At 59.8% G+C, this 26411-nt stretch carries 27 protein-coding genes and 1 tRNA gene; 8 read left to right on the top strand and 20 right to left on the bottom strand.

Annotation, left to right across the window (positions count from 1 at the left end):
* Nucleotides 1-54 precede the first annotated feature (54 nt).
* The 6 genes from AACY44_RS23765 to AACY44_RS23740 form a co-directional block, all read right to left on the bottom strand.
* Nucleotides 55-663, bottom strand: coding sequence for a 50S ribosomal protein L25/general stress protein Ctc (locus AACY44_RS23765; protein ID WP_339419601.1), 609 nt, complete (start codon nucleotides 661-663; stop codon nucleotides 55-57).
* 138 nt (nucleotides 664-801) lie between these two features.
* Nucleotides 802-1743 carry a ribose-phosphate pyrophosphokinase gene (locus tag AACY44_RS23760; RefSeq protein WP_003208392.1) on the bottom strand — a complete coding sequence of 314 codons (942 nt, stop codon included), beginning with the start codon at nucleotides 1741-1743 and terminating at the stop codon, nucleotides 802-804.
* A gap of 46 nt (nucleotides 1744-1789) precedes the next feature.
* Nucleotides 1790-1864: transfer RNA gene (locus AACY44_RS23755), tRNA-Gln, on the bottom strand.
* Between the two features lie 37 nt (nucleotides 1865-1901).
* The gene (ispE, locus tag AACY44_RS23750) at nucleotides 1902-2705 is read right to left on the bottom strand and encodes a 4-(cytidine 5'-diphospho)-2-C-methyl-D-erythritol kinase (protein WP_370467897.1); all 804 of its coding nucleotides are present in this window, start codon (nucleotides 2703-2705) and stop codon (nucleotides 1902-1904) included.
* A 49-nt stretch (nucleotides 2706-2754) separates the two neighbouring features.
* Nucleotides 2755-3372 (bottom strand): lipoprotein insertase outer membrane protein LolB, encoded by a 618-nt coding sequence (lolB, locus tag AACY44_RS23745; protein WP_049710107.1) that lies wholly within the window; start codon nucleotides 3370-3372, stop codon nucleotides 2755-2757.
* A gap of 4 nt (nucleotides 3373-3376) precedes the next feature.
* Complete coding sequence (locus AACY44_RS23740) at nucleotides 3377-5101, bottom strand: tetratricopeptide repeat protein (protein ID WP_339419596.1); 1725 nt, start codon at nucleotides 5099-5101, stop codon at nucleotides 3377-3379.
* Nucleotides 5102-5284: 183 nt separating this feature from the next.
* Here AACY44_RS23740 and hemA point away from each other — a divergent pair, with 183 nt between their 5' ends.
* The 6 genes from hemA (at nucleotide 5285) to AACY44_RS23710 (ending at nucleotide 10652) form a co-directional block, all read left to right on the top strand.
* The gene (hemA, locus tag AACY44_RS23735; RefSeq protein WP_339419594.1) at nucleotides 5285-6574 is read left to right on the top strand and encodes a glutamyl-tRNA reductase; all 1290 of its coding nucleotides are present in this window, start codon (nucleotides 5285-5287) and stop codon (nucleotides 6572-6574) included.
* On the top strand, nucleotides 6571-7653 hold the full coding sequence (gene prfA / locus AACY44_RS23730; protein ID WP_010565625.1) for a peptide chain release factor 1: 1083 nt from the start codon (nucleotides 6571-6573) through the stop codon (nucleotides 7651-7653). The genes hemA and prfA overlap by 4 nt, the downstream gene beginning before the upstream one ends.
* On the top strand, nucleotides 7654-8484 hold the full coding sequence (gene prmC, locus AACY44_RS23725; protein WP_339436860.1) for a peptide chain release factor N(5)-glutamine methyltransferase: 831 nt from the start codon (nucleotides 7654-7656) through the stop codon (nucleotides 8482-8484).
* Nucleotides 8478-9233: a molybdopterin-synthase adenylyltransferase MoeB gene (locus tag AACY44_RS23720; protein WP_339436859.1), complete on the top strand. Its 756-nt coding sequence runs from the start codon at nucleotides 8478-8480 to the stop codon at nucleotides 9231-9233. The genes prmC and AACY44_RS23720 overlap by 7 nt, the downstream gene beginning before the upstream one ends.
* Nucleotides 9226-10020 (top strand): glutamate racemase, encoded by a 795-nt coding sequence (gene murI, locus AACY44_RS23715; protein WP_339531176.1) that lies wholly within the window; start codon nucleotides 9226-9228, stop codon nucleotides 10018-10020. Before AACY44_RS23720 ends, murI begins: the two co-directional genes overlap by 8 nt.
* A 113-nt stretch (nucleotides 10021-10133) precedes the next feature.
* Nucleotides 10134-10652 (top strand): acyloxyacyl hydrolase, encoded by a 519-nt coding sequence (locus tag AACY44_RS23710; RefSeq protein ID WP_339419586.1) that lies wholly within the window; start codon nucleotides 10134-10136, stop codon nucleotides 10650-10652.
* A 76-nt stretch (nucleotides 10653-10728) separates the two neighbouring features.
* Here the strand turns inward: AACY44_RS23710 and AACY44_RS23705 are convergent, their stop codons facing one another.
* From AACY44_RS23705 to AACY44_RS23650, 12 genes are all read right to left on the bottom strand, one after another.
* Nucleotides 10729-11034 (bottom strand): YkgJ family cysteine cluster protein, encoded by a 306-nt coding sequence (locus AACY44_RS23705; protein WP_339419584.1) that lies wholly within the window; start codon nucleotides 11032-11034, stop codon nucleotides 10729-10731.
* Nucleotides 11035-11086: 52 nt separating this feature from the next.
* Nucleotides 11087-11572, bottom strand: a complete 486-nt coding sequence (locus tag AACY44_RS23700; protein ID WP_339419583.1) for a DUF2878 domain-containing protein — start codon at nucleotides 11570-11572, stop codon at nucleotides 11087-11089.
* Complete coding sequence (locus tag AACY44_RS23695) at nucleotides 11565-12836, bottom strand: cyclopropane-fatty-acyl-phospholipid synthase family protein (protein WP_339419581.1); 1272 nt, start codon at nucleotides 12834-12836, stop codon at nucleotides 11565-11567. The genes AACY44_RS23700 and AACY44_RS23695 overlap by 8 nt, the downstream gene beginning before the upstream one ends.
* Nucleotides 12823-13632, bottom strand: a complete 810-nt coding sequence (locus tag AACY44_RS23690) for a DUF1365 domain-containing protein (RefSeq protein ID WP_339531174.1) — start codon at nucleotides 13630-13632, stop codon at nucleotides 12823-12825. The genes AACY44_RS23695 and AACY44_RS23690 overlap by 14 nt, the downstream gene beginning before the upstream one ends.
* Complete coding sequence (locus AACY44_RS23685) at nucleotides 13629-14876, bottom strand: NAD(P)/FAD-dependent oxidoreductase (protein ID WP_339419577.1); 1248 nt, start codon at nucleotides 14874-14876, stop codon at nucleotides 13629-13631. The genes AACY44_RS23690 and AACY44_RS23685 overlap by 4 nt, the downstream gene beginning before the upstream one ends.
* Complete coding sequence (locus tag AACY44_RS23680) at nucleotides 14873-15655, bottom strand: SDR family NAD(P)-dependent oxidoreductase (protein ID WP_339419575.1); 783 nt, start codon at nucleotides 15653-15655, stop codon at nucleotides 14873-14875. The genes AACY44_RS23685 and AACY44_RS23680 overlap by 4 nt, the downstream gene beginning before the upstream one ends.
* Nucleotides 15652-16074: a nuclear transport factor 2 family protein gene (locus tag AACY44_RS23675; RefSeq protein ID WP_339419573.1), complete on the bottom strand. Its 423-nt coding sequence runs from the start codon at nucleotides 16072-16074 to the stop codon at nucleotides 15652-15654. Before AACY44_RS23675 ends, AACY44_RS23680 begins: the two co-directional genes overlap by 4 nt.
* Complete coding sequence (phrB, locus tag AACY44_RS23670; protein ID WP_339439080.1) at nucleotides 16067-17512, bottom strand: deoxyribodipyrimidine photo-lyase; 1446 nt, start codon at nucleotides 17510-17512, stop codon at nucleotides 16067-16069. The genes AACY44_RS23675 and phrB overlap by 8 nt, the downstream gene beginning before the upstream one ends.
* The gene (locus tag AACY44_RS23665; protein WP_339439081.1) at nucleotides 17513-18442 is read right to left on the bottom strand and encodes a MerR family transcriptional regulator; all 930 of its coding nucleotides are present in this window, start codon (nucleotides 18440-18442) and stop codon (nucleotides 17513-17515) included.
* Between the two features lie 3 nt (nucleotides 18443-18445).
* Entirely contained in the window at nucleotides 18446-19405 is a 960-nt protein-coding gene (locus AACY44_RS23660) for a YbgA family protein (RefSeq protein ID WP_339419567.1), read from the bottom strand.
* A gap of 112 nt (nucleotides 19406-19517) precedes the next feature.
* Entirely contained in the window at nucleotides 19518-19733 is a 216-nt protein-coding gene (locus AACY44_RS23655; RefSeq protein WP_049710090.1) for a TIGR02450 family Trp-rich protein, read from the bottom strand.
* On the bottom strand, nucleotides 19730-20716 hold the full coding sequence (locus AACY44_RS23650) for an NAD(P)/FAD-dependent oxidoreductase (protein WP_339419564.1): 987 nt from the start codon (nucleotides 20714-20716) through the stop codon (nucleotides 19730-19732). Before AACY44_RS23650 ends, AACY44_RS23655 begins: the two co-directional genes overlap by 4 nt.
* Nucleotides 20717-20926: 210 nt before the next feature.
* Here AACY44_RS23650 and AACY44_RS23645 point away from each other — a divergent pair, with 210 nt between their 5' ends.
* Complete coding sequence (locus AACY44_RS23645; protein WP_339531172.1) at nucleotides 20927-21826, top strand: TIGR01777 family oxidoreductase; 900 nt, start codon at nucleotides 20927-20929, stop codon at nucleotides 21824-21826.
* Between the two features lie 14 nt (nucleotides 21827-21840).
* Complete coding sequence (gene hemH, locus AACY44_RS23640; protein WP_339419561.1) at nucleotides 21841-22866, top strand: ferrochelatase; 1026 nt, start codon at nucleotides 21841-21843, stop codon at nucleotides 22864-22866.
* Between the two features lie 83 nt (nucleotides 22867-22949).
* Here hemH and AACY44_RS23635 read toward each other — a convergent pair whose 3' ends face one another.
* The gene (locus AACY44_RS23635; RefSeq protein WP_339436855.1) at nucleotides 22950-25046 is read right to left on the bottom strand and encodes a TonB-dependent siderophore receptor; all 2097 of its coding nucleotides are present in this window, start codon (nucleotides 25044-25046) and stop codon (nucleotides 22950-22952) included.
* A 112-nt stretch (nucleotides 25047-25158) separates the two neighbouring features.
* Nucleotides 25159-26313 (bottom strand): Do family serine endopeptidase AlgW, encoded by a 1155-nt coding sequence (gene algW, locus AACY44_RS23630; protein ID WP_339531169.1) that lies wholly within the window; start codon nucleotides 26311-26313, stop codon nucleotides 25159-25161.
* Nucleotides 26314-26411 lie beyond the last annotated feature (98 nt).

Below are 26411 nucleotides of genomic sequence, written 5' to 3'. Positions count from 1 at the left end.
TCGCTACGTTTCGGTCCGCGATGTTTCCTCAAGCTCCGACGTTACAGAGAGAAATTACTCTGCAGCGGGTTCTTCAGCTTCGTCAGCTTCTACGACAACACGTGGAGCGTGGACGTTGGCAACAGCCTTGTCGTCATCGTGAGCCAGAGCGACGAATTCAACGCCTTTAGGGGCTTTGAGGTCGGACAAGTGAATGATGGTGCCGATTTCAGCAGCCGACAGGTCGACTTCGATGAACTCAGGCAGATCTTTCGGCAGGCAGCTTACTTCCAGCTCAGTAGCAGTGTGGGAAACAACGCCACCTTTCTTGATCGGTGCTTCTTCACCGACGAAGTGCACAGGTACGATAGCGCTCAGCTTTTGACCGGCTACAACGCGGATGAAGTCAGCGTGCAGTACGTGGCCTTTGGCTGGGTGGCGTTGCAGAGCCTTGATGATGACGTTCTGCTTTTTGCCACCGACGTTCAGCTCGATGATGTGGCTGTAGGCCGCATCGTTTTCGAGCAGTTTGGCAATTTCTTTAGCCAGCATGCTGATGGATTCAGGGGCTTTTTCGCCACCGTAAACTACAGCTGGAACCAGGCTTGCGAGACGACGCAGGCGGCGGCTCGCACCTTTCCCCAGGTCGGAACGCACTTCAGCATTCAGAGTAAAATCGTTCATGTTGTATCTCCAAAATAACCACATTCGCCCCAGCGTTTGCGACCAGCGCTAAAGGCGATATGGGCAAAAAAGCCCCGCCCCAACAAAATGCTGGGGCGGGGCGCTTTTCGTCAGTGAGGTGTGCCGAAGGTTTGACCCTTAACGGAACATCGCGCTGATCGATTCTTCGTTGCTGATACGGCGAACCGCTTCGGCAACTACCGGTGCGATATCCAGTTGACGGATACGCGAACAGGCTTGAGCAGCAGCGGACAACGGGATGGTGTTAGTCACCACCAGTTCGTCCAGCATGGAATTCTCGATGTTCTCGATCGCTCGACCCGACAGCACAGGGTGTGTGCAGTAGGCGAAGACTTTAGCTGCACCGTGCTCTTTCAAGGCTTTGGCCGCGTGGCACAGGGTGCCGGCGGTGTCGACCATGTCATCAACCAGAATACAGGTACGCCCTTCGACATCACCGATGATATGCATCACTTCAGAGTGATTGGCTTTCTCACGGCGTTTGTCGATGATCCCGAGATCAACGCCCAGGGATTTGGCAACGGCCCGTGCACGCACGACGCCACCAATGTCCGGGGACACGATCATCAGGTTTTCAAAGCGCTGGTCTTCAATGTCATCCACCAAGACTGGGGAGCCGTAGATGTTATCTACCGGAATATCGAAGAACCCCTGGATTTGGTCAGCGTGCAGGTCAACCGTGAGAACACGGTCGATACCTACCACGGTCAGCATGTCAGCAACGACTTTCGCGCTGATAGCCACACGTGCGGAACGCGGACGGCGATCCTGACGAGCATAACCAAAGTAAGGGATTACAGCTGTGATTCGAGTCGCTGAGGAGCGGCGGAAGGCATCAGCCATCACGACGAGTTCCATCAGGTTATCGTTGGTCGGAGCGCAGGTCGGCTGAATAATGAAGACGTCTTTACCGCGGACATTTTCATTGATCTCGGCTGTAATTTCGCCGTCGGAGAATTTACCGACAGAGATGTCACCGAGAGGGATATGCAGCTGACGTACGACACGTCGAGCCAGATCGGGGTTGGCGTTCCCCGTAAAGACCATCATCTTGGACACGCGCAGTACCTAGAGGCTGAGGGTAACCTGGATGAGTATAGGAAAATGGCAGGGGCGGCTGGATTCGAACCAACGCATGGCAGGATCAAAACCTGCTGCCTTACCGCTTGGCGACGCCCCTGTATCTGTTGCAACGAGTGCCTAACACTCGATTCCTTTTAGAGCAGACTTTGCAGCTTACGATGCAACATCGAAACGTTGCTTCCTTTTGCTACAAACCCTGTAAGGGTCTCTGTAAGAAGGGCCGAGACTTTATCAGCTTCAGCTTTGCTTGGGAAGCCCCCAAACACACAACTTCCAGTTCCGGTTAATTTTGCTTCGGTAAATTTACCTAACAAATTCAAAGCGTTACGTACTTCTGGATAACGCCTTGCTACAACCGGTAAGCAGTCATTTCGACTGTTTCCCTTGGGAACGGGGCGCACTTTAATGGGAGGAGAGTTACGTGTCAACAGCGGATCTGAAAAAATTTCTGCTGTACTTACAGATACTTGCGGAACAAGCACAACGTACCACGGTTCTTCGGGGTATTCCGGGCTGAGTTTCTCCCCCACACCCTCGGCGAAAGCCGCGTGCCCACGCACGAAAACAGGGACGTCAGCGCCCAGCGCCAAACCCAGCGCAGCCAGGCGATCGTGGTCCCAGCCCAGTTGCCACAAATGATTCAGTCCCAGCAGTGTGGTCGCGGCATTCGAGCTGCCGCCACCGATACCACCGCCCATGGGCAGGATTTTATCGATCCAGATATCGATGCCGAGCGGGCAGCCGGATTGTTCCTTTATTTTTTTGGCGGCCTTCACAATCAGGTTGCTGTCGTGAGGAACGCCTTCGAACTCGGTGTGTAACTGAATCACGCCGTCGTCGCGGACGGCGAAAGTCAGTTCATCGCCGTAGTCGAGAAATTGAAACAGCGTCTGCAACTCGTGATAACCGTCTTCGCGGCGACCCAGAATATGCAGCATCAAATTGAGTTTGGCCGGGGAGGGCAGGGTCAGCGTTTGTACTGCCACGTTATTGCCCCAGCTTGCGCGGTTGCCAGTCCTTGATCACCAGCGTGACGTCAAGGTCGGTACCGTGCAGTTTGATGCGCTCGGGCAACCAGTAACCGCTTTGTTCTACGTAGCTTAGGTATTCGACTTGCCAGCCATCCTGTTCCAGGGTAGCCAGGCGGCTGTCGCCATTCAGGCTCAGACGGCTTTTGCTGTCAGGCGCTGGCAGGCCGCGTACCCACCAGACCAGATGGGACACTGGCAGCTTCCAGCCAATCTGTTCTTCAAGCAGTACTTCCGGCGAGGTCGCCTCATAGCGCCCCTGGTTGGCCACTTCGAGGCTGACTTGCCCCGGACGGCCGGTCAGGCGTGCGGCACCCCGGCCGAGCGGGCCGGAAAGACGAATGTCGTAGTAGTCCTGGCGTTGCAGCCAGAACAGCGTGCCGCTGCCGGAATCTTTGGGGGCGCGAACCCCGACTTTGCCTTCGATCTGCCAGCCATCGATGCTGCTGAGCTGGTCTTTGTGCTGTTTCCATTGCGCCGGGTTGCCCTGGCCCTCAACGGATTCACGGGCGCCGAAACCCGCGCAACCGGCGAGCAGGGCGATAAAACTGAACACTACGATGTGGCGCAAGAACATAAGCTTAAAGGGTCTCGGAACCGGTCAGGCGCTTGATGGTGCTGCGCAGGATGGTGCTTTCGGGTTGTTCCTTGAGGAATTTTTCCCAGATTTGTCGTGCTTCGCGCTGTTTGCCATTGGCCCACAGCACTTCGCCCAGGTGAGCGGCGACTTCCTGGTCGGGGAAGCGTTCCAGTGCCAGGCGCAGCAAGCGTTCGGCTTCGTCCAGGTTGCCCAGGCGGTAATTCACCCAGCCCAGGCTGTCGAGTACGGCCGGGTCTTCAGGGTTGAGCTTGTGGGCTTGTTCGATCAGCGCCTTGGCTTCGTCGTAACGCGTAGTACGGTCGGACAAGGTGTAACCCAAGGCATTGAGGGCCATCGCATTGTCCGGGTCGCGCTTGATGATCAGGCGCAGGTCTTTTTCCATCTGCCCCAAGTCATTGCGTTTTTCCGCCTGCATGGCGCGGGTGTACAACAGGTTCAAATCGTCAGGGAATTGCAACAAGGCTTGTTGCAGCAACTTCCAGGCGCGCTCACCCTGATTGTTGGCCGACAAAGTCTCGGCCTGGATCAGGTACAGTTGGATCGCGTAGTCCGGCTCGGCATCGCGGGCGGCGGTCAGGCGTTTTTCCGCCTCATCGGTGCGACCGTTGCTCATCAGGATATCGGCCTGGCGCAATTGGGCTGGCAGGTAGTCATTGCCGGGGCCGACCTGGGCATATTCGAGCAGGGCGGCCTGCGGATCATTGCGTTCTTCGGCGATGCGGCCGAGGTTCAGGTGCGCCGAGTCCACATGGCTTTCGCGCTGGATCAGCTCTTCCAGGTAACCCTTGGCCTCGTCCCACGCCTTGGCTTCCAGGCATACCAGCGCCAGGGAATAACGCAATTCGTCGTCGTCCGGGTATTGCTGGACCAGATTGGCGAACTGCACTTTGGCGTCCTCCATGCGGTCCTGCTCTACCAGCATGCGTGCGTAAGTCAGGCGCAGACGCTTGTCGTCCGGGTACTTCTTGATACTTTTTTCCAGCAGCGGAATTGCTTCCTTGCCGCGATTGAGGTTCTGCAACAGGCGTGCGCGCAACAGTATCGGTGCAACCTCGCCTTCTTCCGGCGGATTCTGTTCCAGCAGTTTGAGCGCTGCGTCGGCTTCGTCACCCTGCTGCAGCAGCAAGGCCTTGCCGAAAATCAGCTGGCTGTTCTTCGGATGTTTTTGCAGCAGGCGGTCGAAACTCTTCATCAGGCCATTGCGCGTGTCCTGGTCGGTGTCGGCAGCTGACAGCGCGAGGAAGTCGAAATGGGTGTCGCCTTTGCCCTGCAGGACTTTCTCCATGTAGACCATGGAGTCGTCATAGCGCCCGGCGCGCGCCAGTTGGATCGCCGCCGCGCGCTGTGCTTCCAGGTCGTCCGGTGCGTTTTTCGCCCAGATCAGCGACGTGTCCAGCGCAGCCTGGTCGGCGCCCAGGTACTCGGCGATGCGAAACGCCCGCTCGGAAATTCCCGGATCCTGGGTGTTGATGGCCTGGGTCACGTAGTTGTCCAGCGCAATATCGAAGCGATTGCGCTGGCCGGCCAGCTCCGCGCTCAGCAGGCTGAACACCGTTTCTTCACTGAACGATGAATAAACCTTGGGCTTTTCAGGGGCGGGGGTGCTGTCTTCTACGGGCGGTGTACCGTCCGGCGACACGGGTGCCATGGCCTGGCAGCCGCTGAGGAAGACAAAAGCAAGGAGCAACGCGGAAGATCTATTCATATAGGAAGAGGACGACTAACCTGCGGTCGGATCATCATGACACAAGCCTTCGGCCAAACATAACCGAGACTCAGTGGACGCCTTTCATAGGCACAACATATAGGGACAATAGACGACGGTGGTTGTTCTGAATCTTTCGAAGTAGGACAATTGTCGGCTTCCCGACATCATCAGCGATATTGAATGGCCTTCCTCGCACTCGGTATTAACCACAAGACTGCCTCCGTAGACGTGCGCGAGCGCGTTGCGTTTACGCCAGAGCAGTTGGTTGAGGCCTTGCAGCAGCTCTGCCGGCTCACCGACAGTCGCGAAGCTGCGATCCTTTCAACCTGCAATCGCAGCGAGCTTTATATAGAGCAGGAACATCTTTCAGCGGATGTGGTGCTGCGCTGGCTGGCCGATTTTCACCATTTGAGTCTCGATGACCTGCGTGCCTGCGCTTATGTGCATGAAGAGGATGCGGCAGTTCGTCACATGATGCGTGTGGCGTCCGGCCTCGATTCGCTGGTGTTGGGTGAGCCGCAGATCCTCGGCCAGATGAAGTCCGCCTACGCCGTAGCGCGCGAGGCCGGAACCGTCGGCCCGTTGCTGGGGCGCTTGTTCCAGGCCACGTTCAACTCCGCCAAGCAGGTGCGCACCGACACTGCTATCGGTGAAAACCCGGTGTCGGTGGCGTTTGCTGCGGTGAGCCTGGCCAAACAGATTTTCAGTGACTTGCAACGCAGCCAGGCCTTGTTGATTGGCGCGGGGGAGACCATCACCTTGGTCGCCCGTCACCTGCATGACCTGGGGGTCAAGCGGATCGTGGTCGCCAACCGCACGCTTGAGCGCGCCAGCATCCTTGCCGAACAGTTCGGCGCGCATGCCGTGTTGTTGTCTGACATCCCGGCCGAACTGGTGCGCAGCGATATCGTCATCAGCTCCACTGCCAGCCAGTTGCCGATCCTTGGCAAAGGCGCGGTCGAAAGCGCGCTGAAGCTGCGCAAGCACAAACCGATCTTTATGGTGGACATCGCCGTTCCCCGCGATATCGAGCCCGAAGTCGGCGACTTGGACGACGTTTATCTCTATAGCGTTGACGATCTGCACGAAGTGGTCGCCGAAAATCTCAAGAGCCGCCAGGGTGCAGCCCAGGCTGCTGAGGAAATGGTTAGCACCGGCGCCGAAGATTTCATGGTGCGCCTGCGTGAATTGGCGGCGGTGGATGTGCTCAAGGCGTATCGTCAGCAAGGCGAACGCCTGCGCGACGAGGAGCTGATCAAAGCCCAGCGCTTGCTGGCCAACGGCAGCAGCGCTGAAGAGGTGCTGATGCAACTGGCCCGGGGCCTCACCAACAAGTTGCTCCACGCCCCCAGCGTACAATTAAAAAAGCTAACTGCCGAAGGCCGCCTCGATGCGCTGGCCATGGCCCAGGAACTCTTTGCCCTCGGTGAGGGCGCGTCAGAAAGCTCTTCGGATAAAAAACCGCAATGAAAGCGTCACTGCTCAACAAACTGGACGTGCTCCAGGACCGTTTCGAAGAACTGACCGCCTTGCTCGGCGATGGCGAGGTCATTTCCGATCAGACCAAGTTCCGCGCCTATTCCAAGGAATACGCCGAAGTTGAGCCAGTTGTGGCCACCTACAAAAACTTGCTGAAAGTGCAGGCCGATCTTGAAGGCGCCCAGGCGCTGCTCAAGGACAGCGACCCGGACATGCGTGAAATGGCCGTGGAAGAAGTCCGCGAGGCCAAGGAAAAGCTGGCCGAGCTGGAAGGCGACCTGCAACGCATGTTGCTGCCCAAGGATCCGAACGACGGGCGCAACGTGTTCCTGGAAATCCGTGCCGGCACTGGCGGCGATGAGGCGGCGATCTTCTCCGGCGACCTGTTCCGCATGTATTCGCGTTATGCCGAGCGTCGCGGCTGGCGGGTCGAAATCCTGTCCGAGAACGAAGGCGAACACGGCGGCTATAAAGAAGTCATCGCGCGGGTTGAAGGCGATAACGTCTACGGCAAGCTCAAGTTTGAGTCCGGTGCACATCGCGTGCAGCGCGTTCCGGCGACTGAATCTCAAGGCCGCATCCACACCTCGGCGTGCACCGTCGCCGTGTTGCCTGAGCCGGACGAGCAGGAAGCCATCGAGATCAACCCGGCTGACTTGCGTGTCGATACCTACCGCTCGTCGGGCGCCGGTGGCCAGCACGTCAACAAGACTGATTCGGCGATCCGTATCACCCACTTGCCATCGGGTATCGTGGTGGAGTGCCAGGAAGAGCGTTCCCAGCACAAAAACCGTGCGCGGGCGATGTCGTGGTTGTCGGCCAAGCTCAATGACCAGCAGACCAGCGCCGCCGCGAACGCAATTGCCAGCGAGCGCAAGTTGCTGGTGGGTTCTGGCGACCGTTCCGAGCGTATCCGCACCTACAACTTTGCCCAGGGCCGGGTCACCGACCACCGCGTTAACCTCACCCTTTATTCCCTTGACGAAATTCTCGCGGGTGGCGTCGACGCGGTGATCGAGCCGCTACTCGCCGAGTATCAGGCCGATCAATTAGCGGCGATAGGTGAGTAAATGACCATCATTGCCAGCCTGCTGCGCGCCGCTGATCTGCCCGACTCGCCCACCGCGCGCCTGGATGCCGAATTGTTGCTGGCGGCTGCGCTGGGCAAGTCCCGCAGCTACCTGCACACCTGGCCGGAAAAAATTGTCAGCACTGAGGACGCGTTGACCTTTGCCGGCTACCTTCAACGCCGTCGCGGCGGTGAGCCGGTGGCGTATATCCTCGGCCAGCAAGGCTTCTGGAAACTGGACCTGGAGGTCGCGCCGCACACGCTGATCCCGCGTCCGGACACCGAACTGCTGGTGGAAACCGCCCTGGAACTGTTGCCAGCCACGCCCGCCACGGTCCTCGACCTGGGCACCGGCAGCGGGGCCATCGCGTTGGCCCTGGCCAGCGAGCGCCCAGCCTGGCAGATCACCGCTGTCGACCGAGTATTGGAAGCGGTGGCCCTGGCCGAGCGCAATCGCCAGCGCCTGCACCTCAATAACGCAGCGGTGCTGAACAGCCACTGGTTCAGCGCGCTGCAGGGTCATACCTATGACCTGATCATTAGCAACCCGCCGTATATTGCCGACAATGATCCACACCTGGTGGCCGGTGACGTGCGCTTCGAGCCGGCCAGCGCATTGGTGGCCGGTCGTGACGGTTTGGATGACCTGCGCCGGATCATCAAAGACGCCCCCGCTCACCTGAATGCCGGCGGCCGGCTGTTGCTGGAGCACGGTTACGACCAAGCCCCGGCTGTGCGCGATCTGCTGTTGAGTGAAGGCTTTGAAGAGGTACACAGCCGTATCGATCTCGGCGGACACGAGCGCATCACGCTGGGACGCCGGCCGTGCTGAGCGATCAGGAGCTGTTGCGCTATAGCCGACAGATTCTGTTGCAGCATGTCGACATCGACGGCCAGTTGCGCCTGAAAAACGGCCGTGCATTGATCGTTGGTCTTGGTGGGCTGGGCGCACCCGTTGCGCTGTACCTGGCGGCCGCGGGTGTGGGTGAGTTGCATCTGGCGGACTTCGACACGGTCGACCTGACCAACCTGCAACGCCAGATCATCCATGACACCGACAGCGTTGGGCAGACCAAGGTCGACTCGGCCCTGCGCCGCCTGAGCGCCATCAACCCCGAAATCAAGCTGACTGCCCACCGCGCTGCGCTGGATGCCGATTCCTTGGCTGCCGCGGTTGGTGCGGTCGATGTTGTGCTCGATTGCAGCGACAACTTCTCCACGCGCGAGGCGGTCAACGCTGCTTGCGTTGCCGCCGGCAAGCCATTGATCAGCGGCGCGGCGATTCGCCTTGAAGGCCAATTGTCAGTGTTCGACCCGCGTCTCGCCGAAAGCCCGTGTTACCACTGTTTATATGGGCACGGCAGCGACACCGAGCTCTCCTGCAGCGAAGCCGGCGTAGTTGGTCCGCTGGTGGGCGTGGTGGGCAGCCTGCAGGCGCTGGAAGCCTTGAAACTGCTGGCCGGTTTCGGCGAACCCTTGGTGGGCCGCCTGTTGCTCATCGATGCCTTGACCACGCGTTTTCGCGAGCTGCGCGTTAAGCGTGACCCCGGCTGCAGCGTGTGCGGGACCCAACATGGTTAAGGGCGCGCCCATCGGTGTGTTCGATTCCGGTGTTGGCGGCTTGTCGGTACTGGCCGAAATTCAGCAATTGCTGCCCCATGAGGCGTTGCTGTACGTGGCCGACTGCGGGCATATCCCCTATGGCGAGAAAACCCCGGCGTTTATTCGTGAGCGTTCGCGGCAGGTTGCGGCATTTCTGCGCGACAAGGGCGCCAAGGCATTTGTGATTGCCTGCAACACCGCGACCGTCGCGGCAGTCGCCGACTTGCGCCAGGACTATCCCGACTGGCCACTGGTGGGCATGGAGCCCGCCGTAAAACCTGCTGCCGCCGCCACCCGCAGCGGCGTGGTCGGTGTGCTTGCCACTACCGGCACCCTGCACAGCGCCAAGTTCGCTGCGCTGCTGGACCGCTTCGCCACTGATGTTCGGGTCATCACCCAACCCTGCCCAGGCCTGGTGGAGCTGATTGAAACCGGCGACCTGAACAGCCCCGCCCTGCGCCAGTTATTGCAGGGTTACATCGAACCGCTGCTCAGCGCCGGTTGCGACACCATCATCCTCGGCTGCACCCACTATCCCTTCCTCAAGCCGCTCCTGGCGCAGATGCTGCCCCCCAGCATCATCCTTATCGACACCGGTGCCGCCGTGGCCCGCCAGCTCAAGCGTTTACTGAGTGAGCGCGATCTTCTGGCCGTCGGCGACCCTGAACCGGCACACTTCTGGACCAGTGGCGATCTGCAACATTTCAGAAACATCCTACCTACATTATGGAAAACTTCCGGAAATGTGAGTGATTTCAGCTTGTGAAAAATTCGTGAAAAAATCACGGTTTTCGACTGAACTTCTGCATTAACGGCGACTTCTATAGCACGTTAGCCTGTACATAAAATCTTACAACGTCGTTTGAAGGGATGTTTCATATGAAGCGTTTTCTCTGTTTGGCTGCGCTTGCGGCTGCGGTAATGGGACACTCTTTTTCGGCGCACGCCGCCGGGTTGGAGTTTGGTCTGGGGGCAACCAGTGATTCAACGCTGACCTATCGGCTGGGGTTGACGTCCGATTGGGACAAGAGCTGGATGCAGAGCGATACGGGTCGCCTGACGGGCTATTGGAGCGGTGCTTACACTTACTGGGAAGGTGACGATCGCGCCGGTGCCAGCAGCCTGTCGTTCTCGCCCGTGTTTGTGTATGAGTTTGCCGGACAGTCGGTCAAACCCTACATCGAAGCCGGGATCGGCGTAGCGGTGTTCTCCCGTACCCAGCTGGAAGACAACAACATTGGCCAAGCCTTTCAGTTCGAAGACCGCCTGGGTTTTGGTCTGCGGTTTACCGGTGGGCATGAAGTGGGCATTCGTGCCACGCACTATTCCAACGCCGGGATCAGCAGCAATAACGACGGGGTAGAGAGCTACTCGTTGCATTACACCATGGCGCTGTAATCTTCAGGCCACTGAAGATCCCCTTGTGGGAGCGGGCTTGCTCGCTTCCACATTTGGATTTCTACCTGTTTCAAGGTCAGCGATACGCCGTCGCAATCCCTTCGCGTTCGGTCAAGCACTCCGGCGCACCCATCTCGAACTCTCGGCAAATCAACGGCCGTCGCTCATAGATCGTGCACATCATCGTGTCCCGATCCAGCGCTGCGCACCAGCCGTCTTCCAGGCGCAGCATCACTTCGCCGCCCCAATCGTCGGTATCGATATAGCGCTCCGGCACGCCGGTGTCGGTAATCAGCATCACTTCCAGCTGGCAGCAGCAGGCCGCGCACGTCGAGCAGGTGACGGCGGGTTCAGCGATTTGGGTGTGGGGGATGTTGGACATGGCGGCAGCTTCCAGCTTTGAGCGGCAAGCTGCAAGTAAAAGCCGACCGACTTCAGTTTTTTCTGGCAACGCTTGCCAGGAGTATGAAGAGTAAAGCCCACAGCAGTGCCAATCCCACCAGGCTCGGCCCCAGGGCGTAACCGAAGCTTACCCCGGCCAGCTGACTGCCTGCGAAATAAGACATCGGACCGCCGACGGCCCCCAGTAACGCTGCGAGCCACCGAGGTTGGGTGCTCCAAGCCAGGCAATGACGTAGCGTGGTTGCCAACAGCGCCCATAGCATCACTAACCACAGCGGAATCAAAGGCCCAGGCTCACTGAACTGAAAAAAGCCGACGGTGCGTAATGACGTATCGACCAACGTGCCCAGCAAGGTCACGCCCAGGATCAACCTGCCGTCTTGCGCCCATGAACTTATCCACAGCAGATGAATGCCCAGTACAGCCAGCCCTACCAGTAACCATAAGCTGTCACCGCCGAGCACACAGGCGAACCAGCCGCACTGAAACAGCACGGCATTGGCCAATGTCTTAAGCACTGAAGCGGCCAAGCAACGGCGGGTTGATCGCCGACGGTTTGGCCAGCAGCAATTGCGCGGTGCCAATGGTGCGCTCCATAAAGCCGCCTTCGCAGTAACACAGGTAAAACTCCCACAGCCGAAGGAAGTATTCGTCGTAGCCCAATTCGGCGAGGCGGCCATGGGCGCGGCGAAAATTCTCATGCCACAGGCGCAAGGTTCGTGCGTAATGCAGGCCGAAATCCTCCATGTGCAGCAGGTTCATATCGGTGTCGCGGCTGACGATGTGCAGCATGTTCTGCACACAGGGCAAAGCGCCGCCTGGGAAGATATAGCGCTGGATGAAATCCACACTGCGCTTGGCCTGTTCAAAGCGTTGCTCACGAATGGTGATGGCTTGCAGCAACATCAGGCCGTCACTTTTGAGCAGGTGCGCGCACTGTTTGAAGTAGGTCGGCAGAAAGCGATGGCCCACTGCTTCGATCATCTCGATGGACACCAGCTTGTCGTACTGGCCGGTCAGGTCGCGGTAATCCTTCAGCAACAAGGTGACCTGGCTTTGCAGCCCCAGGACCTCGATGCGTTTTTCAGTGTAGGCAAACTGTTCCTTGGACAAGGTCGTGGTGGTGACCTTGCAGCCGTAATGCTGCGCCGCATACAGCGCCATGCTGCCCCAGCCGGTGCCGATTTCCAGCAGGTGGTCGCTGGGCTTGAGCGCCAGCTTCTGGCAGATGCGCTCAAGCTTGTTCAGTTGCGCCTGCTCCAGGGTGTCGTCGGGGGTCAGGAATTGCGCCGCCGAGTACATCATGGTGGGGTCGAGGAATTCTTCGAACAGGTCGTTGCCGAGGTCGTAGTGGGCGGCGATGTTTTTTTGCGAACCCTTGTGTGTGTTGCGATTGAGCCAGTGCAGGCCCTGGGTGAACGGCCGGGCCAGGCGTGCTAGGCCGCCTTCCATCGCATCCAGCACATCCAGGTTGCTGACCATCACGCGCACCACGGCGGTCAGGTCCGGGCTGCTCCAGTAACCGTGAATAAACGCCTCGCCAGCGCCAATAGAACCGTTGGCCGCCACTAGGCCCCACACGGCGGGGTCGAGGATCTGGATCTCCCCCAGCAAGTGCGCTTCGCGCGCGCCGAATACTTGCTGCTCGCCATCCTCGATCACCACCAACTGGCCATGGCGCAATTGGCTGAGTTGGCGCAGTACGCCTTTGCGCAACAGCGCGGTGGTCATGCCGTTGACGTTCAGGCGGTTGGCCTTGACCGATACGTTAGGGGATTTCATGGCGGCGATCCTTGGAATAACCGACTGCGGTGCGGGAGGCGCCATCGGCGGCCCGGTGAGGAAAAATCGGTGTGCGTTTAAGCAACAGGCGCATGGCTTGCCAGTAGATCGCCAGGCAGGTCTTGGCGGTCATCCAGGGGAAGCGCCTTAGGTAACGATGCAAACTGGTGCGGTTCAGCGCTTCCTTGTGCAGGCTCAAGGTGGCGTCGAACACTTTCAGCTCGCCCTGCCAGTCGGCCATGTGCACGCCGAGTTTGGCGGCGGGTGCGCTGAAGCTCATGCGGTATTCCAGGTCGCGCGGCAAAAACGGCGACACATGGAAGGCCTTGGCCACGGCGAAGTGCTGGTGTTCATCTGCGCCGAGGGTCTGGGCGGGCAGCACGTAGTGATAGCGCTCGCGCCATGGGGTGTTGGTCACTTCACACAGGATCGCGGCCAGACGTCCGTCGACCTCGAAGCAGTAGAAGAAACTCACAGGGTTAAAAGCCAGGCCCCAACTGCGAGCCTGGGTCAGTAGGCAGATAACGCCCTGAGGTGTACGCCCCAGTGCCTTGCCGACTTCCTGGCGCACGGCATCGCTCAAGCTCATGCCGGTGCGCGTCAATTCACGCAGGTAATCCTGTTGGCGAAAACCAAAGGGCGCCAGCCAACTGCGCCCGGCCAGGGGCGAGAGCCCAAGCACTTCGTGTTCTTCGCTCAAGTCCAGGTACAGCAGGCCGATGCGGTAGCGAAAGGCGTGGGCCTTGGGCGTAAATCGGCGATGGGCAATCCAGCCGCTGTACAGGGCGCTGTTCACAGGGTTTCCCCAAACGCCTGGGCGACGCGCAAAGCGCTGACCACGCCGTCTTCGTGGAAACCGTTGGCCCAGTAGGCACCGCAATAGAAGGTGTTACGCACGCCAGACACTTCCTCCCAACGGCCTTGGGCCGCCACCGCTGCCAGGCTGTATTGCGGATGGGCGTAGGTGTAGCGCGCCAGGACCTTCAGCGGGTTGATCATCGACGTCTGGTTCAGGCTCACGCAAAAGGTCGTGGCGCTGTCGATGCCTTGCAGTATGTTCATGTCATAGGTCACCGCCGCCGGCGCCTGCCCATTGCCGGTCAGCCGATAATTCCAGCTGGCCCAGGCCAGTTTGCGGTCGGGCAGCAGGCGGGTGTCGGTGTGCAGCACCACTTCGTTATCGGCATAGGGCAGGGCGCCGAGGACCGCTTGTTCGGCTGGGCTTGGATCGGCCAGCAGCGCCAGGGCCTGGTCGCTGTGGCAGGCGAAGACCACTCGATCAAATGCCTCGCTGCCGGCCGGGCTGTGGATAACCACGCCGTCGTCGGTACGCTCAACGTTATGCACAGGGCAATTGAGGCGGATCTGTTCGCGGAAGCTGCGGGTCAGCGGTTCGATGTAACGGCTGGAGCCACCCTCGATCACGCACCATTGCGGGCGGTTACTCACCGAGAGCAAGCCGTGATTCTTAAAGAAGCGCACAAAGAACTGCAAGGGGAATGCAAGCATGTCAGCCAGGGACATCGACCAGATCGCCGCGCCCATCGGCACGATGTAGTGCCGGATAAACCGCTCGCCGTAGTGACCGGCGTTGAGGTAGTCACCCAGGGTCATTTCGGCGCTGATGCGTTGGTCTTGCAGGTCCAGCGGTGCCTGGCGATTGAAGCGCAAGATGTCGCGCAACATGCCCCAGAAGCCCGGCGAAAGGATATTGCGACGCTGGGCAAACAGGCTGTTGAGGTTGTTGCCGTTGTACTCGAACCCCGTCTGCTCATCGCACACCGAAAAGCTCATCTCGGTAGGTTTGAACGTTACCCCTATCTGCTCCAGCAGGCGGATGAAGTTGGGGTAGGTCCAGTCGTTAAACACGATGAAGCCGGTGTCTACCGCGTAGCTTTTGCCCTCGACGGTCACGTTGACCGTGTGGGTATGCCCGCCAATACGATCACCCGCTTCGAACAGCGTAATCTCATGCTGGCGGCTGAGCAGGTAAGCACTGGTCAGCCCCGCGATGCCGCTGCCGATGATGGCGATCTTCACAGGTCGTCCTTTTTCGGCGGCGGACTGCGCAACATGCGTTTACCGATGATCAACTGCGCGCGATTCGGCAATTTCGACAGCGGCCAGAGGGTGGCGATAAAGAGTGCAGGAAAGGCGATTTCCAGCGGGCGTTTTTCCAGCTTGGCGAAGATGTGCCGCGCGGCTTTGTCTGCCGACCAACTGAGGGGCATGGGGAAGTCGTTGCGTTCGGTCAGCGGCGTGTCGACAAAGCCTGGGCTGATCACGGTAACGTCGATGTTTTCCGGCGAAAGGCTGATGCGCAGTGCCTCGAACAGGTAGCGCAAGCCGGCCTTGGACGCGCCATAGGCTTCGGCGCGAGGCATCGGCAGGTAAGTCACGGCGCTGGCGACACCCACCAGGTGGGGGCTGCGCCCTGCCCGCAAAAGCGGCAGGGCTGCTTCGATGCAATAGCTGCTTGCCAGTAGGTTGGTGCGCACCACGTGCTCGATGATTGATGAATCAAACTGCTTGGCGTCCACATATTCACAGGTGCCGGCATTGAGGATCACCGTGTCCAGGGAACCCCAGGCCACGCCGATATGTTCGCCGATCTCGCGCACGGTCTGGCTGTTGGTCAGGTCGCCGGCCACCACCAGCACTTGGCCGGGGTAACGTTGGGCGAGTGCTTCCAAAGGCTCTTTGGTGCGGGAGCTGAGTGCGACGTGTGCGCCGCTGTTGAGCAGCTCCACGGCCAGCGCTGCACCGATACCACTGCTGGCGCCGGTCAGCCAATAACGACGGGGCGGTACTGCGTTCATCCCACTCTCCTTTTCAGCCAACTGACGAGTCTGCCCAGTACCGGCAAATGTTCGTACAGCATGGCGCCGGCATCGAAGTAGTCACGGTGGCGGTACACCTTGTCACGCCACATCAAGTGCGAGCAGCCTTCCACCCGAATCACCTTGCCCTTGGCCAGGCGCGGGTGGCAGAAACTCATTTTCCAGCGCAGGTAACCTTCGCCCTCGGCCACTTGGTCGAAACCGTGGAAGTCGAAGCGTAGCTGGCTGACGTTGCCATACAGCTCGCTGAAGTAACGGTGCAAGTCGGGCAGCCCATGGACTTCGTGGAGCGGGTCGGTAAAGACGATGTCCTTGCTGTACAAGCTGTCGAGCAGGTGCAGGTTGTGCTTGTCCAGCGTGGCAAAGGCCTGTGCGAAGCGGCGCAGGAAATCACTCATATTCGCCCCCTGCGGCTTGTCGCGAGGGCAGGCTACGGAAGGCGGCCAGGGCGCGTTCGCGGGATTTCTTCAGGTCGACAATCGATCGTGGGTAGTCGGCCACGCCGAACAAACCACCGGCTGCATCCGGGTTGTGCACGCCCTTTTTATTCAGTGCGGCAAGTTCCGGCAGCCAGTGCTTGATGAAGACGCCTTCGCTGTCGAATTTTTCCGACTGGCTCAAAGGGCTGAAAATCCGGAAGTACGGCGCCGAGTCGGTGCCGGTGGATGAACTCCACTGCCAGCCGCCGTTATTAGCGGCCAGGTCACCATCAATCAGATGGCGCATAAAGAAGCGCTCGCCTTCGCGCCAATCGATCAGCAGATTTTTAGTCAGGAACATCGCCACGACCATGCGCAGGCGGTTGTGCATCCAGCCAGTTTCAAGCAGTTGACGCATGGCGGCGTCGATGATCGGCAGGCCGGTGCGCGCTTCCTGCCACGCGGCGAGATCTTTGGGTGCATTGCGCCAAGCCACGGCTTCGGTTTCGGGGCGGAACGCACGGTGGCGCGACACCCGTGGGTAACCCACTAGGATGTGCTTGTAGAACTCGCGCCACAGCAATTCGTTGATCCAGGTGATGGCGCCCATGTCGCCACTCTCGAACTCGCCACCGTTGGCTTGTAACGCGGCGTGCAGGCATTGGCGCGGCGAAATCACCCCCGCCGCGAGGTAGGCAGAGAGCTGGCTGGTGCCGGGCTTGGCCGGGAAGTCACGCTCGTCCTTGTAGTAGCTGATCTGCTGGTCGGCGAAGGCGTCGAGGCGCCGCTGGGCCTCGTCTTCACCGGCGGGCCAGAGGGCACGCAGCGTGTCGCTGGGCGGCTCGAAACCTTCGACCGTGTTCGGGATGGGGTCGCTTTTCAGCTTGAGCGCAGCCTGGGCCTTTGGCGCAGCGACCCTCTGGGGTAACGCGCTGTGCAGGCGGGTGTAGCAAACCTTGCGGAACTGGCTGTACACCTGAAAGTAAGTGCCGGTCTTGGTCAGCACACTGCCAGGCTGGAAGAACAGTTGATCCAAGTAGCTGTGGAAAGTGACACCTGCCTCTTCCAATGCCTTGGACACTGCCGCATCGCGACGGCTTTCATGAATGCCGTATTCCTCGTTGACGTGCACCGACTCCACCGAGAGTTCGCGGCACAGCGTGCCCAGCACGCTGGGCGCCTGGTCCCAGGTGGCGGCGGTGCGAATCAGCAGGGGAATGTTCAGCTCGCCCAGCGTTTTACTCAGCGCTTGCAGGTTGCGCAGCCAGAAATCCACTTTGCACGGCGCATCGTCGTGGGCCAGCCATTGCTCGGGTGTGATCAGGTAGACGGCCGCCATCGGACCCCGCTGGCTCGCGGCGGTCAGGGCGGTGTTGTCGTGTTGGCGCAAGTCTGTGCGCAGCCAGATCAGATGCATTTAAAGAAGTCCACGCTGGATCAGTAGCTGATGAGCCGACAACGGCTCTTCGGCGACGAGCAACTCAGGGATGTCATGGGTTAATACCGCCAACTCCGCCTGGTGGATGCACACCGTTGGTCCGACGATCAACTTAGGGCAACTGATGCCGCCCAGAAGTTTCGCGAATGTCGACAACTGCAGCGCCTTGCTCGAATACAGCAACACGGCGCGCGGCCGCAGGTGTTCCACCGCCAGGGCCAGCTCGCCGACGGGCAGCGGCCAGTCGAACACTTCCACCGGGCAGTCGGCACTGCTGGCCAGCCAGGCGCTGAGCCACAAATGCGGTTCCAGTGGCAGGTCGGACTGGTTGACCAGCAGCAATGGCGCACCCTGCAGCTGGCGATTGTTGTGGTAGATGCGCGCACCAAACTTGCTTCGCAGCCAGGACAAGAAAAATACCCGTTCCATCTGCGCGCGGAATTGACCTTGCCAACGCTGTTCCAGCTCCTGCAGCAGCGGTAACAGCAGTTGCTCGCATAAGGTGCGTGGCGGGTACAGTGCCATGGCCTGGTTGAAGGCGTCGTCGACCCGGCGCTCAGTCAATTCACTGATGGCGTGTACCAGGTTCTGGCGCAGGGTGTGCCATTCATTTTCCACGGCATGGGGAATGGCCTGGGCGGAGTCGATCAGGCCTTTGACTTGGCTGACCGGCACGCCACGATTGAGCCAGGTGAGAATGGTGTGGATGCGTTGCACATGCTCGGCGCTGAACAGCCGGTGGCCCTTGGGCGTGCGCTGGGGCACGATCAGGCCGTAACGGCGCTCCCAGGCGCGCAGGGTCACGGCATTAACGCCGGTCTGGCGCGCCACTTCGCGGATTGGCAGCCAGCCTTCTTGGAGGGCTTGGGCGATGTCTTCGCCGGGTTCGTCTAGCAGGGCAGCTCTCATGGTCTAGATCGCATTTCGCAGGCTGAGGTTTTCCGGGTGCGGTTGCAGGTAGGCCTGCTGCGCGATGTAGCGGTCCGGGTGTTGGCGAAAGTGGTGCTTTAGCAGGGTCAACGGCACCACCAGCGGTACGATGCCGTGGCGGTATTGGCCGATGACGGTTTGCATTTCCTGCTTGTCTTCGGCGCTGATGGCCTGTTTGAGGTAACCGCTGATGTGTTGCAATACATTGGAGTGGGTGCCACGGGTCGCACATTTGCTCAGGCCGGTCATCAGGTCGCTGAAATAACAGCTGGCCAATTCGTCGAGGTTGGCGCCCTTGGTCATGCTGCCCAGCAGGTGGCCAAGGCTTTTGTAATGCGCCGGGCTGTGGGCCATCAGCAAGTATTTATAGCGCGAATGAAAGGCCAGCAAACGGTGGCGTGTCAGTCCTTCGGCCAGCAGTTGTTGCCAACTGGCGTAGACGAATACACGGGCCAGGAAATTTTCCCGCAGCACGGGGTCATTCAGCCGACCGTCCTCTTCCACCGGCAGGTTAGGGTGGCGTTCACAAAATGCCTGGGCGTAGATGCCACGCCCGCCTCCGTCCACCGGGGTGCCGTTGTCGCGGTACACCTTGACCCGCTCCAGGCCACAGGACGGCGACTTCTGCATAAAGATGTAGCCACACAGGTCGGTGTGTTCCGCGGCCATTTGCTGGCCGTAGTCGTCGAGCGGCTGGGTCACGTTCAGTGCGCGATTAACGGTGCCGACAGCTTGCGGATGGGTCGCGTCGCCCACCAGGCGGATCGGTTCGCGGGGGATACCCAGACCGATCGCCACTTCAGGGCACAACGGCACAAAGTCGAAATAGTCAGCGAGGGTCTGACTGCACAGCAGTGATTGTTTATGGCCGCCGTTGAAGCGCACGTTTTCGCCCAGCAGGCAGGCGCTGATGGCGATCTTCGGTTTGGTAGTGCTGGACATAAACCAACCCTCTGCAAGGTTCCTGTACAACATAAAAATGTTGTACAACTAAGCCTCATCATAGGTTCGGTGCTGTACAAGTCAAATTATTTGTACAAGTTTTGCGTGCGGTCTATTTCCAGCCGATTTTCCAGGCGTCGATATCTTGCAGGGTTTGCCAGGGCAGGCGTTCGCTGCGCCGGGTCATGACGGCTTGCAGTTCTATTTCCAGTACGGTGCCTTCATCGTCGCGAAACAATTCGGTGACCAGAAAGTGTTTTTCCTTGTTTCGGGGGCGTGCTGCTGTCCACTTCGACAGCAGCAATTTGGCGGGATTGATACGGTTCATTGCAGGTGCTCGATCAAGCGTCGCGCGGCTTCCTGGCCGCTGAGCCATGCGCCCTCGACGCGGCCCGACAGGCACCAGTCGCCACACACATACAGGCCGAGGTCGGCATCAGCCAGCACGCCGAATTCGTGGCTGCTGGATGGTCGTGCGTAGAGCCAGCGGTGCGCCAGGCTGAACGACGGCGCGGGCATGGCGCTGTGCAGCAGTTCGGCGAAAGCACCGTGCAGGTGCTCGATCACGGCCTCTCTGGACAGGTCCAGGTGGGCCTTGCTCCAGGCACTGGTGGCGTGCAGTACCCAGGTGTCGAGTGTGGCGTCGCGCCCTGGTTTGCTGCGGTTGCGCGCCAGCCAATCGAGGGGGCTGTCTTGTACAAAGCAGCCTTGCATGGGCGTATCCAGGGGGGTGTCGAACGCCAGGGCGATGGCCCAGGTAGGGTCCATTTTCACACCGGCGGCGGCACTCGCCAGCTTGGGAGCGGCGGCCAGCAGCGCGGTGGCTTGCGGAGCCGGGGTGGCGATGATCACGTGGCTGAACGGGCCGTGGTTCTCGCCGTCGGCGTCCAACAGGTTCCAGTGTTGTTTGCCCTGGAACACTTCGGTGATGCGGCAACCAAACGCCACCGGCAGGTCGTCGAGCAGGGCGCGGGTGATCGCGCTCATGCGGGGAGTGCCGACCCAGCGGATCTGTTCATCGGGGGAGGGTGTGAGTTGGCCGGACTTGAAGTTGTACAGCTGGGGCTTCCATTGCTCGGCCCAACCGTTACTTTGCCAGCGCTGGACTTCGTTGACGAAACGCCGGTCGCGGGCGGTGAAGTACTGCGCACCCATGTCCAGGGCACCGGCATCGCTGCGCTTGCTGGACATGCGGCCACCGCTGCCGCGGCTTTTATCGAAGAGTTGTACAACGTGCCCCGCGTCTTGTAACGCTCGGGCGGCGGAGAGACCGGCGATGCCGGTGCCGATGATCGCGATGGGAACAGTCATGGGAGGCCTCGTTTTACCGTTGGGTACAGACTACGCCGACACCAATAGCTGTACAATATTGTTTTTTGGTATAAGTTTTGGCTTACCTGTTCTTACGGCGTGACCTATGGTTAACCCATAGGCTTAATCCAACGTTACGCCCGTTCAAATTGATCCCTGCTTATAAAATAGACCAGTGATCGGCGGCGAACGTTACATGAGGAGCGTCCCATGCACATTTTGCTGACCGGCGGTACTGGCCTGATCGGCCGCCAACTCTGCCAACACTGGATTGCGCAGGGCCATCGCCTGACGGTGTGGAGTCGTCATCCGGACCAGGTCGCCAAGTTGTGTGGCGACCAAGTGTCGGGGGTTGATCGCCTGCAAGAGGTTATCGGCCCGGTGGATGCGGTCATTAACCTCGCCGGCGCCGCCATCGCCGATCGCCCCTGGACCCACAAGCGCAAGGCCTTGCTGTGGAGCAGTCGTATCAGCCTCACCGAAACCTTGCTGGCGTGGCTTGAAGGTCTGGCACAAAAACCAGCGGTGTTGATTTCCGGCTCGGCGGTGGGCTGGTATGGCGATGGCGGTGAACGCGAATTGACCGAAGCCAGCGGCCCCGTGCAGGACGATTTCTCCAGCCAGCTGTGCATCGCCTGGGAAGAAACCGCCCAGCGCGCCGAAGCCTTGGGCATTCGCGTAGTGCTGGTACGTACCGGGCTGGTGCTGGCGGCTGAGGGCGGCTTTTTGTCGCGGCTGTTGCTGCCTTTCAAACTGGCGCTGGGCGGGCCTATCGGTAATGGTCGGCAGTGGATGCCGTGGGTCCATATAAAGGATCAAATCGGCCTGATTGATTTTCTTCTGCACAAGCCTGACGCCAGCGGTCCTTATAATGCCTGCGCGCCACACCCGGTGCGCAATCGCGAGTTTGCGAAAACCCTGGGCCAGGTGCTGCACCGCCCGGCGTTCATGCCGATGCCGGCCTTTGTGTTGAAGGTGGGCCTGGGCGAGTTGTCCGGCCTTTTGTTGGGTGGGCAGAAGGCGGTGCCCGAACGGTTACTGGCCGCTGGTTTCACTTTCCAGTTCACTGAGTTGCGCGCGGCTCTGGATGACTTGTCCAGCCGCCTCTAGAGATAGGATGTTGCATGACGGATCACGCGTTATTACTGGTCAATCTGGGCTCGCCAAAGTCCACTTCGGTGGCCGATGTGCGCAGCTACCTCAATCAATTCCTGATGGACCCTTATGTGATCGACCTGCCGTGGCCGGTGCGGCGCTTGCTGGTGTCGCTGATCCTGATTAAGCGCCCCGAGCAGTCGGCGCACGCCTACGCCTCCATCTGGTGGGACGAGGGCTCGCCGCTGGTGGTGCTCAGCCGCCGTCTGCAACAGCAGATGACCACGCAGTGGACCCAAGGCCCGGTGGAGTTGGCGATGCGCTACGGCGAACCGTCCATTGAAACTGTGCTGACGCGCCTCGCCGCCCAAGGCATCCGCAAAGTGACCTTGGCGCCGTTGTATCCGCAGTTTGCCGACAGCACCGTGACCACTGTGATTGAAGAGGCCAAGCGGGTTGTGCGCGATAAACAGTTGGACGTGCAATTCTCGATCTTGCAGCCGTTCTACGATCAGCCGGAATACCTTGATGCGCTCGCGGCGAGCGTTCGGTCCTATGTGGAGCAGGATTACGATCACCTGCTGCTGAGTTTCCACGGGCTGCCCGAGCGCCATCTGACCAAGCTCGACCCGACGGGCCAGCATTGCTTCAAGGACGCCGATTGCTGCAAGAACGCATCGGCTGAGGTGCTGCAGACGTGCTACCGCGCGCAATGCTTCAGCGTCGCCCGCGATTTCGCCGAACGGCTGGGTTTGCCGGAGGGCAAATGGTCGGTGGCCTTCCAATCGCGCCTGGGCCGGGCGAAGTGGATCGAACCCTACACCGAAGCCCGCCTGGAAGCCTTGGCCCAGCAAGGTGTGAAAAAGCTGCTGGTAATGTGCCCGGCGTTTGTCGCCGATTGCATCGAGACGCTGGAAGAAATCGGCGATCGCGGGCTGGAGCAGTTCCGCGAGGCCGGGGGCGAGGAGTTGGTGCTGGTGCCGTGCCTGAATGATGATCCACAGTGGGCGAAGGCGCTCAATACCTTGTGTGAAAGAGCGCCCACGACGCTATAACTTAAGCCGAATGAACATCAAACTGTGGGAGCGGGCTTGCTCGCGAATCGTCGCACCGCCGCTCCCACATTTTTTTACTGTGTTTACAGCTTGAGGGTCAGGCTGACCGTGAGATTGCGCGGCTCACCCGGATTGATCCAATAGCTGCTGTAGGACCGCTCGTAGTACTTCTCATCAAACAGGTTGTTCAGGTTCAAACCCACGGTGACATTCTCCGTGGCTTTGTAATGGGCCAGCAGATCCACCGTGTGGTAAGCCGGCAGTTCGAAACGCGTACCTGCTTCACCGGAGCGATCGCCCACGTAGGTAAACGCTGCACCCAAATCGGATCCGCGCAACGCGCCATCCTGAAACTCATACACCCCCAACAGACTGCCGCTGCGCTTGGCCACGCCGAGAATCCGGCTGCCGGCTGGAATGGCTTTGTCGCCCTTGGTGACTTCGGCCTCGATGTAGGCAACCGCGCCGATCACCCGTACCGCATCGGTCACTTGCCCGGTCAGTTGCAGGTCAAAGCCCTGGCTGCGCGCTTTGCCCATGGCGCGATTCAGGTTGGTGGCAGGGTCCAGGGCCAGCACGTTTTCCTTTTCGATATGGAACGCGGCGAGGGTGGCGCTGAGGCGGTCGTCGAACAGCTCGCTCTTGATCCCCACTTCATAACCCACGCCTTCTTCCGGCTTGAAGGTTCTGCCGTTGGCATCCAGGCCGCTGTTGGGTTTGAACGAGGTAGAGGCGTTGGCGAACACGCCGACGTCGGGCGTTAGCTGGTAGAGCAGGCCAGCGCGTTGGGTAAAGGCGTCGTGGGTTTGCCGGCTCTTGGCGTGATTGCGTGTGAAGTCGTCGGTGCTTTGTTCGAAATGCTCGAAGCGCGCGCCAACCATGCCGCGCAAGCGATCGGTGAAGATGATCTGGTCTTGCAGGTTCAGTGCCTGGCTTTTGGTCTGTTCGAAGAAGTCGGTGCCGGAGCGCACGCCGTTGGGTTTGGCCTTGCCGTAGACCGGGTTGTAGATGTCGATGGCATAGTCGCTGCCGCCGATAGCCGTCACGCGTTCCTTCTTGCGGTAGTCCTCGTATTCAGTGCCGACCAGCAGCTCATGCTGCCAGCTGCCAATGTCGAACAACCCACGCAGTTCAAGCTGGGTAATGCTGTCGTGCCAACCCATGGAGCGTTCGCGATAGCGGCGGTTGATAGTGTGGCCGTCGGGATTCAGTGTGCGGTTTTCCGAAGCGTCGCCCCACAGGCTGCCTTGTTTGTAGTGGCTAGCCAGGCGTAGTTTCCAGGCGTCGCTGAGGTGATGTTCCAGCGTGGCCTGGATGCGGTTGTTGTGGTTGTCGATGTCGCCATCATTGGGCTCGCCGAGGAAGGTGGAGCGCGATACGCCGCTGGCGTCGACGATGCCGCGGTCGAAGGTAGAGCTGTGGCGGACGAATTCGCTTTCCACCAGCAAGCTCGTATCCGGGTCCAGTTGCCAACTGAACGAGGGCGCGACGAATACCCGCTTGCTCTGCACGTGATCGCGGAAGCTGTGGTTGTCTTCCACGGCCAGGTTGACCCGCGATAGCACGTTGCCTTCGCTGTCCAGCGGGGTGTTCACATCCACGGCGGTGCGGTAGCGGTCCCAACTGCCGGCGCTGGTTTGCACGGTGGTGAAGGCTTCCGGTTGAGGCTTCTTGGTGACGATATTCACTGTGCCGCCGGGGTCGCCACGCCCATACAGGCTGGCGGCGGGACCCTTGAGTACTTCAATGCGCTCGATGTTGGCCGTATCCGGTGTGCTCGGGTAGCCGCGGTTGGCGCTGAAGCCGTCCTGGTAGAACTCTGACGTGGTGAAGCCGCGCACACTGTATTCGTAGAGGGTGAGGCCGCCGAAGTTGTTTTGCTTGGACACACCGCCGGCAAATTCCAAGGCACGTTCCACGTTGTTGCTGCCCAGGTCGTTGAGCACTGTGGCGGGAATCACGCTGATGGATTGTGGGATGTCACGAATGGCAGTGTCGGTTTTTGTCGCGCTGGCGGAGCGGGTGGCGCGGTAGCCTTTGACCGGGCCGGTGGCGGATTCATAGGCATCGGTGGTGACACTGATGGTGTCGAGTTCCAGGGTGTTTTCTTCAGCGAAAGCGGGTTCGAGCAGCAAGCCTAAGGCCAGGCCAGCCAAGGGCGCGATTTTTCGAGACGGCATGATAGAGCGTTCCAATAGCGATATTGAAACAATATAACATGACTAATGAGAATGGATTGCTTTGAAATATAAGATTACAGGTGTCCTCGAGCGGACACCCGTATGAGTCGGCTTATTCCTCTTCTTTAACCGGCGCGGGCGGAGGGCGCAGGCCTATTTCTGCCAGTAGCTTGATCTCCTTGCCGTTGCGCATGACCTGGATCGCCACCTTGTCGGTCGGCTTGATCCGCGCGACCTGGTTCATCGACTTGCGGCCATCGCCTGCCGGTTCGCCGTTGATGCTGAGGATCACATCGCCCAGATGCAGGCCGGCTTTCTGCGCCGGGCCATCGCGGAAGATCCCGGCGACCACAATGCCTGGGCGCCCGGTCAAGCCAAACGATTCGGCCAGCTCCTTGGTCAACGGCTGTACTTCAATCCCCAACCAGCCGCGAATCACTTGGCCGTGCTCAATGATCGATTTCATCACTTCCATCGCCAGCTTTACCGGGATCGCAAACCCGATGCCCTGTGACCCGCCAGACTTGGAGAAAATCGCCGTGTTGATGCCGGTCAGGTTGCCATTGGCATCCACCAGTGCACCGCCGGAGTTGCCCGGGTTGATCGCGGCGTCGGTCTGGATGAAGTCTTCGTAGCTGTTAAGCCCCAACTGGTTACGCCCGGTAGCGCTGATAATGCCCATGGTCACCGTCTGGCCCACCCCGAACGGGTTACCGATGGCCAGCGCCACGTCACCTACTCGCAAGCCGTCGGAACGGCCGAGGGTGATGGAGGGCAGGCTCTTCAAATCGATCTTCAGGACCGCGAGGTCGGTTTCCGGGTCGCTGCCCACTACGCGCGCCAGGGTTTCGCGGCCGTCACGCAGGGCCACGACGATCTGGTCGGCGCCGGTTGTCACGTGGTTGTTGGTAAGGATGTAGCCTTCCGGGCTCATGATCACCCCGGAACCCAGGCTGGATTCCATGCGGCGTTGTTTGGGCCCGTTGTCACCGAAATAGCGGCGGAACTGCGGGTCTTCAAACAGTGGGTGCGCCGGTTTGTTGATGATCTTGGTGGTGTACAGGTTAACCACGGCAGGTGCGGCAATTATCACCGCATCGGCATAAGTCACCGGGCCTCGCACCACCGCGTTGGTTTGCGGCGCCTGTTGCAGGTTCACATCAAGGCTGGGTAGACCCACCAGCTCGGGGAAACGCTGAATAATCAGCATCGCGATCAGCACGCCAGCCAACAATGGCCATCCAAAAAAACGCAGCGCCTTGAGCATCAAGTAAGTCCTGACAGGTTGCAGGGGGCGGGAGAGCGCCCATAATGTCGCGCATTATACGAGGCTGCGAGCGCCTTCGAACGGGATATTTAGGAGTC

The sequence above is a fragment of the Pseudomonas sp. RA_15y_Pfl1_P11 genome, from assembly GCF_963970975.1.
GTDB classification, from domain to species: domain Bacteria; phylum Pseudomonadota; class Gammaproteobacteria; order Pseudomonadales; family Pseudomonadaceae; genus Aquipseudomonas; species Aquipseudomonas tritici.
This window is presented reverse-complemented; position numbering and strand designations above follow the sequence as displayed.

Coding starts and splice junctions, on each gene's coding strand:
- AACY44_RS23765 (WP_339419601.1), bottom strand. CDS start 663: ATGAACGATTTTACTCTGAATGCTGAAGTGCGTTCCGACCTGGGGAAA.
- ispE (WP_370467897.1), bottom strand. CDS start 2,705: ATGCTGCATATTCTGGGTCGCCGCGAAGACGGTTATCACGAGTTGCAG.
- lolB (WP_049710107.1), bottom strand. CDS start 3,372: ATGTTCTTGCGCCACATCGTAGTGTTCAGTTTTATCGCCCTGCTCGCC.
- AACY44_RS23740 (WP_339419596.1), bottom strand. CDS start 5,101: ATGAATAGATCTTCCGCGTTGCTCCTTGCTTTTGTCTTCCTCAGCGGC.
- hemA (WP_339419594.1), top strand. CDS start 5,285: ATGGCCTTCCTCGCACTCGGTATTAACCACAAGACTGCCTCCGTAGAC.
- prfA (WP_010565625.1), top strand. CDS start 6,571: ATGAAAGCGTCACTGCTCAACAAACTGGACGTGCTCCAGGACCGTTTC.
- prmC (WP_339436860.1), top strand. CDS start 7,654: ATGACCATCATTGCCAGCCTGCTGCGCGCCGCTGATCTGCCCGACTCG.
- murI (WP_339531176.1), top strand. CDS start 9,226: ATGGTTAAGGGCGCGCCCATCGGTGTGTTCGATTCCGGTGTTGGCGGC.
- AACY44_RS23710 (WP_339419586.1), top strand. CDS start 10,134: ATGAAGCGTTTTCTCTGTTTGGCTGCGCTTGCGGCTGCGGTAATGGGA.
- AACY44_RS23705 (WP_339419584.1), bottom strand. CDS start 11,034: ATGTCCAACATCCCCCACACCCAAATCGCTGAACCCGCCGTCACCTGC.
- AACY44_RS23695 (WP_339419581.1), bottom strand. CDS start 12,836: ATGAAATCCCCTAACGTATCGGTCAAGGCCAACCGCCTGAACGTCAAC.
- AACY44_RS23680 (WP_339419575.1), bottom strand. CDS start 15,655: ATGAACGCAGTACCGCCCCGTCGTTATTGGCTGACCGGCGCCAGCAGT.
- AACY44_RS23675 (WP_339419573.1), bottom strand. CDS start 16,074: ATGAGTGATTTCCTGCGCCGCTTCGCACAGGCCTTTGCCACGCTGGAC.
- phrB (WP_339439080.1), bottom strand. CDS start 17,512: ATGCATCTGATCTGGCTGCGCACAGACTTGCGCCAACACGACAACACC.
- AACY44_RS23665 (WP_339439081.1), bottom strand. CDS start 18,442: ATGAGAGCTGCCCTGCTAGACGAACCCGGCGAAGACATCGCCCAAGCC.
- AACY44_RS23660 (WP_339419567.1), bottom strand. CDS start 19,405: ATGTCCAGCACTACCAAACCGAAGATCGCCATCAGCGCCTGCCTGCTG.
- AACY44_RS23655 (WP_049710090.1), bottom strand. CDS start 19,733: ATGAACCGTATCAATCCCGCCAAATTGCTGCTGTCGAAGTGGACAGCA.
- AACY44_RS23650 (WP_339419564.1), bottom strand. CDS start 20,716: ATGACTGTTCCCATCGCGATCATCGGCACCGGCATCGCCGGTCTCTCC.
- AACY44_RS23645 (WP_339531172.1), top strand. CDS start 20,927: ATGCACATTTTGCTGACCGGCGGTACTGGCCTGATCGGCCGCCAACTC.
- hemH (WP_339419561.1), top strand. CDS start 21,841: ATGACGGATCACGCGTTATTACTGGTCAATCTGGGCTCGCCAAAGTCC.
- AACY44_RS23635 (WP_339436855.1), bottom strand. CDS start 25,046: ATGCCGTCTCGAAAAATCGCGCCCTTGGCTGGCCTGGCCTTAGGCTTG.
- algW (WP_339531169.1), bottom strand. CDS start 26,313: ATGCTCAAGGCGCTGCGTTTTTTTGGATGGCCATTGTTGGCTGGCGTG.